7 protein-coding genes are annotated in these 9,804 nt (G+C 70.3%); 2 read left to right on the plus strand and 5 right to left on the minus strand.

The window, feature by feature from the left end; translation table 11 throughout:
* Positions 1-243: 243 nt before the first annotated feature.
* A complete protein-coding gene (locus ACFU8W_RS30705; protein WP_384043922.1) occupies positions 244-1,404 on the plus strand; it encodes a DUF3103 family protein in 1,161 nt (386 codons plus the stop codon).
* A gap of 204 nt (positions 1,405-1,608) precedes the next feature.
* Here ACFU8W_RS30705 and ACFU8W_RS30710 read toward each other — a convergent pair whose 3' ends face one another.
* A complete protein-coding gene (locus tag ACFU8W_RS30710; protein ID WP_384043925.1) occupies positions 1,609-2,100 on the minus strand; it encodes a lamin tail domain-containing protein in 492 nt (163 codons plus the stop codon).
* 859 nt (positions 2,101-2,959) lie between these two features.
* Here ACFU8W_RS30710 and ACFU8W_RS30715 point away from each other — a divergent pair.
* Positions 2,960-3,979, plus strand: coding sequence for an alcohol dehydrogenase (locus tag ACFU8W_RS30715; RefSeq protein WP_384043928.1), 1,020 nt, complete (start codon positions 2,960-2,962; stop codon positions 3,977-3,979).
* Positions 3,980-4,263: 284 nt separating this feature from the next.
* Here the strand turns inward: ACFU8W_RS30715 and ACFU8W_RS30720 are convergent, their stop codons facing one another.
* The 4 genes from ACFU8W_RS30720 to ACFU8W_RS30735 all read right to left on the minus strand — a co-directional run bounded on the left by ACFU8W_RS30720 (position 4,264) and on the right by ACFU8W_RS30735 (position 9,714).
* Positions 4,264-6,108 carry a glycoside hydrolase family 15 protein gene (locus ACFU8W_RS30720; protein ID WP_384043931.1) on the minus strand — a complete coding sequence of 615 codons (1,845 nt, stop codon included), beginning with the start codon at positions 6,106-6,108 and terminating at the stop codon, positions 4,264-4,266.
* A gap of 183 nt (positions 6,109-6,291) precedes the next feature.
* Complete coding sequence (locus ACFU8W_RS30725; RefSeq protein ID WP_384043934.1) at positions 6,292-7,350, minus strand: NAD(+)/NADH kinase; 1,059 nt, start codon at positions 7,348-7,350, stop codon at positions 6,292-6,294.
* 813 nt (positions 7,351-8,163) lie between these two features.
* Positions 8,164-8,757: a TIGR03086 family metal-binding protein gene (locus ACFU8W_RS30730; RefSeq protein ID WP_384043937.1), complete on the minus strand. Its 594-nt coding sequence runs from the start codon at positions 8,755-8,757 to the stop codon at positions 8,164-8,166.
* Positions 8,758-9,312: 555 nt separating this feature from the next.
* Complete coding sequence (locus tag ACFU8W_RS30735) at positions 9,313-9,714, minus strand: hypothetical protein (RefSeq protein WP_384043940.1); 402 nt, start codon at positions 9,712-9,714, stop codon at positions 9,313-9,315.
* Positions 9,715-9,804 lie beyond the last annotated feature (90 nt).

Here is a 9,804-nt window from a genome sequence, read left to right on the forward strand (position 1 = left end):
CCGTCACATTCACGGCGTCGTACAGTCGAATAACTGAAGGATCATCATCATCCTTTGGTATCACGGCTGTTCACGGATCGATTACACCCTCTTGCACAGCACACTCGACATGCACATGCTAGTCATCGCGAGTTCTACTCGCATAGATCCGCCGATGGCAACACGGCTTCATCCTGAACGCGCACCCCCCTTTCGCCGACACCCCGCCACCACACGGGGCGCCGCACGCTCACAGGAGGAACCTTGAACAGACGTATGACGCGACGCAACGCCCTGGCGCTCACCCTGTGCGCCACGACGGTCGTCGCGCTGGCGGGCGCCGCCGCACCCGCGGCGGGCGCAGCGGCACGGCCGCAGACCCCGGCGGCCGCTTCGTCGTCGACGGTGACCCGCATCGAGGACCGGACGGCAAAGGCAGTGGCCGCGTCGCTGGCGAACGTTCAGTGGCGGGAGGAACTGCGTTCGGCGGTACTGAAGTCGAACGAGGTCGATCTATGCGCGGTGACCGCGGGCGCGGCAAGCGCGGCGGGCAAGGGGCTGGCGGGCGCGGTGGCCGGCGCCGACCGGCGGATCGTGACAGCGAAGGGGCTGGACAGCGGTGTGGGTTCACTGCTGCGGCTGCGGCTGGGCACGGAGGCGATGAAGAAGGAACTGACTGCGCGAACAAGCCCGTTGGTGGCGGTGACGGCGCAGGATGACGACGCGGCGACGGTGACGGCGTACGACAGCCGGGGCCGGGCGCACACCCTGGACGCGACGAAGGCGCCGCAGCAGGCGGTGTATGTGATCGACCTGGACGTGTCCAAGGCGGTGGCGGCGGGCCTGGACCTGCTGAACAAGGAGCTGGCGAAGGACGGCCTGACCACGCCGGCGGCCGACCGGGCAACGGGGGCGAGCGCAGCGGCGGCGACCGGCGGTTTCTGGACGACCAAAGTCGACGCGGTGTACCTCAACGACGACGAGGAGCCGTGGACTTCGGGTGACGCGGAGATCTTCTCGCTGGTCAGCGGCTTCGGGCTGGACGGCAAGGTACGGGTGGACTCGGTCGACATGCCCTACCTGGACACGGACCATCACACGTACTACCCGAACCAGATCCTGGTGAACTGGTCGAACTACAAGTACAACTTGGCCGACGTGGTGATGATGGAGGACGACGGCGACACGAACTACGCCGCGCTCACCAAGGCCATCGCCAGCGCGCTGCTGACGATCACCGACCAGGGCGCGTACGTGCCCCTGGTGAACGCGGTCCTGGACGCCATCCCCACGTCCTGGTACACCAACGACCCCGACTACGTGGACTCCTGGTACACACTCGCGGTCAACTCCGCCGGCACCCTGCACGGAGCTCGCGGCAACGGCTGGATGCAGGTCTCCAAGTACTGGGTCCAGCAGTTCTGACCCCCCCTTTTCAAACCTGCGGCGTCCCCTCGCCGCTTCGGCCCCTCGGGATGCGTACGCCTGGGCCCTGGGCCCTCGGGCCAGGGCCCAGCAGCATTTCCAGGGGACAGGAGAAGCGGCGAGAACCCGGCGGCCGCCGACTCGGAAGGGCGGCACGCCGGGGTCAGAAGGTGCGCCCTTGGTCAGTGGCGGTGCAGGGGCCGGTCAGCGGCGGTAGCCCCAGGAGTGGGTGTCCACGGTGCGGCCGCGGTCGTCGCGCAGGGTGGCCTTGTCGGCGTAGTTGCCCCAGATGTAGTCCCAGCTGCCCTGGTGGACATCCCGGCGGGTGTCGTAGCCGCGCCCGGTGTGGACGCGGACCGTGGCGTAGCCGGGCAGGCGCAGGTCGTCGAAGCGGTAGCGGTTGCCGTCGCGGTCCGAGAGCGTCCATCCGTCCAGGTCGACCGCGCGGCGGCCGGTGTTGGTGACCTCCACCCACTCCCGGTTCAGGGACCGGTTCGACCAGTCGTCGCGGCCGGGGCTGTTGTACTGGATGTCGCCGAGGACAACGTTGGAGTACGCCTGGTGACGGCCGTGCCCGTATCCGTGGCCGTGCCCGTGGCCGCTGTCGGCGGATGCCGGCATCGTCGCCGCCGCGACGACGGAGCCGGCCGCCAGGGCGGTGGCGGCAATGCGGCGGACGGTACGAGAAGCAGACATTGATGTCCCCTCAAGCAAGTAAGGGCGCCCAGGGCCCGGTCAAGGGCCATGCTGCGCGGTGCGGGTCCTGGCTCCTCGGGTGCCCCGACCGCACCGGTCCGCAAGCCGCCCGTCGAGCAGCACGCCCATCGGCAACAGGCGCAATGCCGTGCATTTCAGACACTCGTCGTGTGGCCGAACATCCGCCCTGCGGCCGGAGCGGTTGCCTCCGTCCGAGGTGGTGGCGAGGTTGACGATGCCCCGGTCCACCCCGATGAAGTCCTCCGGTTCGAAACCCCGGGCCCGGGGATGTCGATGGTGGCGACCAGGAACCACATGCGGCCGGTCCGGCAGCGCCACCGCTACGGCGGGCGGACGGGTGGTACGGCCGACGACCCGTCATGAGCCGCCTTCATCGACGCGAGCGCGGTCCGCCCCGGACGGCTTCCAACGGGTGCAGGCGGATGGCATCGGGGACGGTCTGCGCAACGAGGGAGGGATTCTCCAGCGGCACCCCTGGTGGCGCCCGGGAGAAGGACCCGCTCGGCATGGGCGAGACGCTCGGACGGTGCGCGGTTTCGCGCACGGCGGGCACTGCTGGGGCCGGTGCCGGACACCATCAAAGTCCCCCGGGCCGGGGCGGGGGCGCAAGAAGCCGGACAGTCCTCCTCGGCGCGGACATTTCTTGTCCGGGAGTTCTTCGTGCGCCCGGCTTGCCGGGCCTTTCAGGGGATCGGGAATATCCTGAACAGTAATCTCTTGTCCGGTTATGTCTATCGGGGATTCCGTTTTCTGGAACAACCGTACGAGCCTTGGTTTCCACCAGCATGAGACCGGTCTCATGTCTCCCCCGTCCCCTTGCCCTGCAACGGAGAGGTCCATGAACACCATGCGTGTCGCCCAGGTCAGCGCCGCGGGCGGGAAGTTCGAAATCGTCGAGCGGGAACTGCCGCAGCCCGGCCCCGGCCACGTCCGGATCACCGTCGAGGCGGCGGGCATCTGTCACAGCGATGCGGGCTTCGTCTACGCCGGCTTTCCCGGCGTGCAGTTCCCGCTGGTCACCGGCCACGAGGTCGCCGGGCGGATCGACGCCCTCGGCGAAGGGGTGACTGGATGGCAGGTCGGCGACCGTGTCGAGGTCGGCTGGTTCGGTGGCCACTGCGGCCACTGCCTGCCCTGCCGTGAAGGCGACTTCATCGACTGCCAGAACCTTCAGGTGCCCGGCTGGGCCTATCCCGGCGGCTTCGCCGACGCCATGGTGGCCCCCGATACCGCGCTCTCGCGCATTCCTGACGGATTGCCGGCCGCCCTGGCCGCGCCGCTCGGCTGCGCCGGCGTCACCACGTTCAACGCTCTGCGGCACAGCTCCGCCCGGCCTGGTGACCTCGTGGCGGTCCTCGGCGTCGGCGGTCTGGGACACCTCGGAGTCCAGTACGCCAACCAGTTCGGCTTCGACACCGTCGCCATCGCCCGCGGCCGGGACAAGGAGCCACTGGCCCGAGAGCTCGGCGCCCGGCACTACATCGACAGCAGCGCCGCCAACGTCGCCGAAGCCCTCCAAGCGCTGGGGGGCGCCCGCGTCGTGCTCGCCACGGCAGCCAACTCCGACGCGATGTCTGCCACCGTCGACGGCCTGCGTCACCGTGGGCAGCTGATCGTCCTCGGCGTTACCCCCGAGCCGCTGCAGATCAGCCCGCTGCAGCTGATCGGGAAAAGCCGCTCCGTCCACGGCCACCCGTCCGGCACCGCCCAGGACATCCAGGACACCATGACGTTCAGCGCACAGACCGGGGTGAAGCCCATGGTGGAGACGGTGCCGCTGGAGGAAGTCGACGACGCCTTCCAGCGGATGCTCAGCGGCGCAGCCCGTTTCCGCATGGTGCTCACCACCGGCAACTGACCGCCGGCTGCCCCGGGTGCGTGGAGCGGATCGGCGAGCCTTCCCTGCGCGCCCCGGCACCGGCGCCGCAACCGGTATCGGTGACCTGACCGCCAGGGCCCTGGCTGCCGTCGGCCCGTCTGCGCGGCCTGGTCCGCCGCCCGGGCCGTAAGGGTGCTGACCGCAGCCCGGTCAGGGCGCCTGGAACCGCTGAACCCGGTCGGCCGCACACTCTGCCGCATGACGACGACGGCGCAGGAACCCGTGATCGGCGCAGACCGTTCGGGGCCCGGCCGCCTGCGGGTTCAGCCGAGGGCGCGGTCGAGGTTGAATGCGGCGCTGATGAGGGAGAGGTGGGTGAAGGCCTGCGGGAAGTTGCCCAGTTGTTCTCCCGTCGGTCCGATTTCCTCTGCGTACAGGCCGAGATGGTTGGAGTAGGTGAGCATTTTCTCGAAGGCCAGGCGGGCCTCCTCCAGGCGGCCGGCCCGGGTGAGGGCTTCGATGTACCAGAATGAGCAGATCGAAAAAGTGCCCTCCGTGCCCGGCAGGCCGTCCGGGCTGGCTCCCGTGTCGTAGCGGTAGACGAGCGAGTCGGCGACCAGCTTCGTGCCAAGGGCGTCCAGTGTCGCGAGCCATTTCGGGTCGACCGGGGAGACGAACTTGACCAGGGGCATCATCAGCACGGAGGCGTCCAGGACGTCGCCGTCCAGTTGCTGGACGAAGGCACCGGCCTCGGCCGACCAGCCGCGTCCCATGATCTGCCGGTAGATCGCGTCACGGCTCCGCCCCCATCGGACCAGATCGGCCGGCAGGCCGCGCCGGGTCGCCATGCGCATGGCCCGCTCGATCGCCACCCAGCACATCAGGCGCGAGTACAAGAAGTCCCGTCGTCCCCCGCGGATCTCCCACACGCCTTCATCGGGCTGGTCCCAGTGGTCGCAGACCCAGTCCACCACGGCGCCGACCTCGTCCCAGCGGTGGCTGCTGATGGGCTGCCCCCACTTGTCGTACAGGTAGATGGAGTCGATGAGCGCTCCGTAGATGTCCAGCTGGAGCTGGGTCGCGGCGGCGTTTCCCACCCGCACCGGGGACGACCCCAAGTACCCCTCGAAATGTGATAGTTCGTGTTCGGGCAGCTCGCGGCGTCCGTCGATGCCGTACATGATCTGCAGCGGTCCGGTGGCCTCGTCCTCGCACATGATGCAGGAGGACAGAAAGCCCATGAACGCTTCGGCCTCCGAGGTGAAGCCCAGCCTGAGCATGGCGTAGATGCAGAAGGCGGCGTCCCTGACCCACGTGTACCGGTAGTCCCAGTTACGCCCGCATCCGATCTCCTCGGGCAGGCTCGTCGTCGGCGCAGCCACGATCGCGCCGGTCGGCGCGTAGACGAGCAGCTTCAGGGTCAGCGCGGAGCGGTGCACCATCTCCCGCCACCGTCCGTGGTAGCGCGAGGCGCCCAGCCAGTGCCGCCAGAAGCGGACCGTGGCCTGGAACTCGTCCTCCGCCTCGCGCCGGGCGCACCCCCGCGGAGCGACCTCGGCCCCGATCCGGTCGAGGGCGAAAACCGCGGACTCGCCTTCCAGCAGCTTGAAATGTGACCAGGCATCCGTGCCGTCGCATTCGAGCGGCACGGTGGCCGTCAGCGCCAGGGACAGGTTCCTGGATTCGAAGTGTGCCCTGTCGCCCTGCAGGCGTGCGCTGTGCGGCTCGGTCCCGTATCCGAAGCGGGGAGCCACCCGCGCGGTGAACGGAAGCGAGCCCCGGACGCAGAGCAGGCGTCTGATCAGCCGGTGCCGGTGGGCCTCGCCCGATTCGTCGCCGATGGGCATGAAGTCCTGGATCTCGCCCACCCCGTCCGGGGCGAAGAACCGTGTGATCAGCACATTGGTGTCGGGAAAGTAGAACTGGCGGGTCCGCGCGGGCACGTCGGCGGCCAGCTGAAACGATCCGCCCCGGTCCGCGTCCAGGATGGAGCCGAACACGCTGGGTGCGTCGAATCGCGGGCAGCAGTACCAGTCGATCGTGCCGTCGGTGCCCACGAGCGCGACGGTACGGAGGTCGCCGATCAGGCCGTGGTCGGCGATCGGCAGGTAGCGCGGGGAGCTTGCCCCTTGCCCGTCTCCACTGCATCCGGCACTCTCGAACGCCATGCCAGGCCTCCCTGCCACCGCGACGCCATCGCCACGAAGCCGAAAACAACCCTGAGAACAGTTTAAATCGCCACGCGTTTGTCCCTGGTTCTGCCGCTTTTGCCGCCATCGCCGTGTGCCGCGCCGTGACTGCGACGGCGGTTCGCCGGCCTCGCAGAGCCGGCACAATCACCGGCCGTGCGTTCATGCGGCGGGCGGCGTGGGCCGGCGCAGGTGGGCCAGATCGTCGGGTGGCGGGGTGTCGGGCCGGTGGAAGAGGGGGGTCTGGTCGACGGCGGCCGCCGGGGCGTCGGCCAGCTGGAAGCGCTCGCGCAGCCGGTGGTAGAACTCCAGCGGTGCCAGACGGGCCAGGCGCAGCCGGTACGGTGCGCGGTAGGTCGCCACCCAGTCCCCCGGCTCCAGTACTCCGCGCGTCTGCCCGTCGATGCTCACGGCCACCCGGCCGGAATGCGGCAGCACGCGGACCACCACCGCCTCGTCGGCCGCGGCTATCACGGTGCGGCCGAAGGCCATGTGCGGAGCGACCGGGGTGAAAACGATGGCGTCGGCGGCAGGGTCCAGAACCGGCCCTCCCGCGGCAAAGTTGTAGGCGGTCGAGCCGGTGGGGGTTGCCACGATCACCGCGTCGGCCGAGTAGGAGGCGAGCAGCTGTCCGGCCAGGTACACGGCCACGCTCGCCTGCCGGTCCCGGGCGAGTTTTTCCAGGACCACGTCATTGACGGCGGTGACGTCCAGGGCGACACCCCAGCCGACCGGCTGCGTCCCGACGGGGCGCACAGCCGGGGCGGGCAGCGCGGGACCGCGCCCGTAGCACAGCACCGTGTCCAGGCCGACGGGCGTCCGAAGCGGGCGCGACGCGCGCAGCGTGAGCACCATCCGCTCCTCGATCACTGCCTGATCACGGTGGAGAACGTCCAGAGCCTCCTCCACCTGGTCGGTGGTGATCTCGGTCAGGAAACCGAGCCGGCCCACGTTCACGCCCAGCACCGCCGCCCCGTCCTTGGCGGCGATCCGCGCCCCGCGCAAGAACGTGCCGTCACCGCCGAACGTGATGATCATCCCGGGATGGCCCGCTGCCTCGGCCTCCTCCTGGCCTCCGTGCCGCAGCTCCCCGTCCCGCCACACGTCGATGTCGGTGCAGGCGACGCCGCGCGCGGCACACCACATGCGGGCGGCCCGCGCCGCCGCGACGGCGGCGGGCCGGCCTTGGTGGACAACCAGACCCAGCCGATTCAGAGGCATCACTTCTCACCGTAGACCGCCCCCACCCGCCACGCAGATCGCAACAGATCCCCCCGGCGTACCGGCAGGAGCGGCGTGCCACCGCCCGGTGCGGGTGGTGGCACGCCGGGGTCGCAAGGGTGCGCCCTGGTCAGGGGCGGGCCGGCTCAGCGGGCGCAGGAGTCCTCGCCCGCCGAGCCGGGCCGCGAGGGCGGGGCGGGCTCGTTGCGCACGGTGGTGCCCGCCGGGTCGCTTGCTGCCGGCCCCGGCCCGGCCGGGCCGGCTTCGAGGGCTGCCGGCCGGTTTCGTGCCGGCCGTTTCGGCAAGGTCAGGCCTGCTGCCACGAGGCTCGTGTGCGGCCTCGCCGGCCCCGTAGGAAGATCGGAATCGGGTGTACGCACGGCGGACCGCCGCCGGTCGTGGCCGTCCCGCCGGTGCGATCCCGGTGTTCCCCGCGCCGCCCGTCGCCGTCCGGACAGCGCCCGAGGGCAAGGTGAACGAGCCCGCCGGGCTCGTCCCGCCACCAGGACTTCGCCCTGGGGCAGCGCTCGGGCCTTCACAGCTCGATGCTCTCCCCTGCTTCGAACACCCAGGTGCCGGCGCCGGGTCGTCCGGCCTGGCCCGCAGGAAACATCCCGACCAGGCCCATTCCGGTCTCCGATACGTAGGCGTCGTGCAGGGGGTGGGCACGGTGGGGGACGTTTTCTCCTCGCCGTCGGGCGTCGCCGCTGTGACACCACGGTGGCAAAACCGCTTTGTGGTCGCTCGCTGTGCGGTTTCTCGCCGTCCCCGTCAGCGAGGGCAGTGGGGACCGGCGGTACTGCGGCCTGTGTGTCAGGCAGCCGGGCGCCAGTACGGGTCGCGTCCGACGAAGGCCAGCAGCGTGTGTGCCCGGTCGCCGCCCCGCACCTGCTGCAGAGCCGGGGCGAAGACGCCGAAGGAGTCGCGGAGCCGGTCGACGAGCTGATCCGCCGCGGCCCACAGACCCTCGGCCAACTCCTGCTCCAGGGGAAGGTCCTGGCCGGTCGCGACCGCGATGTCCCAGGCATGTATACCGGCGTCCAACGCTGCTGCCACAGCCCCGATCCGGACGGGCAGCGGGCCCAGCGGCGTCGGCACGCAGGCGGCGTCCGCCGGCAGCCGGGCGAACGCGTCGGACACCGCCGCCAGAGCACCGTCCAGGTCCTGGACGTGATGCCCGCCGAGGACGTCGGCGGGCTGGAAGGGGTCGGACTGCGGGCCGCCCTCTTTGGTGATGGCCGCCGCGTACGCCTGCTGGTCCAGCCTTGCGTGGTTCAGCACCTGACGCACCGTCCACTGGTCGCACGGGGTTGCCGCGTCCCACCGCCCGGCCGGAACGCCCGCAACCGCCGCACGCAGGTACGTGTGAGCCTGCTCCAGCACCTTGAGACCGTCGATCGAGTCCATCTGTGCGCCCCTCCCCCGGATGCCGCCGGGACCTCTCCCGGCCTGCTGAGAGCAAACCTACATACCGTTGAGGACAGATACAGTCCTCAACGGTCGCCCCTACGGCGGCCCCGGGCCCACGTGTCCGGCGGGTGCGACAGCCACGCCCGGCTGCGGGATCGTCTCCCAACGGTGGTCGGCCCTCCTGCGACCCGGCGGTCGCACACGGCAGGCACAGGCGGCGGATCTCGTGTCCCTCCCCGGAAAGCAGCACTTCGGGGAGCACCCGGACGGGTCGCTGCAGATCGCTCGCAGTTCAGCCATGACCTCACGTCGACGACCATGCCCGTGAGGCCCGACGGGACACACTCCTTGCGTGCCAGGTACCGCGTCATGCGATCAGCAAACGGGGCATCAGCAGGCTCCCCTGCGCGATGACGACCGGCCTCGAGAGCCCCACCCTGAGGGCAATCCGCTGCGCCCGGGCATGCTCAGGGTGGAACACGGCATGGACGATTCGCGGGACGCGGCCGGGCAGCGGCCCGTGCGACGGGAACGGAACTTCTCCGGTCCGGCTCAACGCGCCTGTTGTCCGTCCGGTGCCGTGGCCAAGGCCGGCAGACCGCAAAGCCCTGCGAACAGGGCCAGGTACATGACGGTGCTCGCGTCGCTGACGTAATCCTCGACGACGTGTCCGCCGAGGAAGGGCCACGTCACTGCGCCGACGCTCACGAACAGGTGGGTGCGCCGCTCCCCGAGGGCCCGCATCCCGGCCCACAGCAGCACCGGCATCGACACCACGCCCGTGAGCCCCGCCAACAGCAGCTCGAAGGACCCGGCGAACATCGTGTCCGGATCGGCCGCGCTCACATCCTGGGCCCGTTGCCGCAGGAACGCCCAGATCCCGTAGCAGGCGACGGCCGCCACCGCGGACACGAGCGTGCCCCTCACCCAGCGGGCGGTCCTCTTCTTCGTCACGCCCTCACCTTTGCGCGGCACGGCGGCGGGGGGCTTGAGTACGCGTACTCAAGCCCCCCGCCGCCGTGCCGCGCAAAGGTGAGGGCGTGA

The organism is Streptomyces sp. NPDC057565, from assembly GCF_042801455.1.
Lineage (GTDB): Bacteria > Actinomycetota > Actinomycetes > Streptomycetales > Streptomycetaceae > Streptomyces > Streptomyces yanii.

Coding starts and splice junctions, on each gene's coding strand:
- ACFU8W_RS30710 (WP_384043925.1), bottom strand. CDS start 2,100: ATGTCTGCTTCTCGTACCGTCCGCCGCATTGCCGCCACCGCCCTGGCG.
- ACFU8W_RS30715 (WP_384043928.1), top strand. CDS start 2,960: ATGAACACCATGCGTGTCGCCCAGGTCAGCGCCGCGGGCGGGAAGTTC.
- ACFU8W_RS30720 (WP_384043931.1), bottom strand. CDS start 6,108: ATGGCGTTCGAGAGTGCCGGATGCAGTGGAGACGGGCAAGGGGCAAGC.
- ACFU8W_RS30725 (WP_384043934.1), bottom strand. CDS start 7,350: ATGCCTCTGAATCGGCTGGGTCTGGTTGTCCACCAAGGCCGGCCCGCC.
- ACFU8W_RS30730 (WP_384043937.1), bottom strand. CDS start 8,757: ATGGACTCGATCGACGGTCTCAAGGTGCTGGAGCAGGCTCACACGTAC.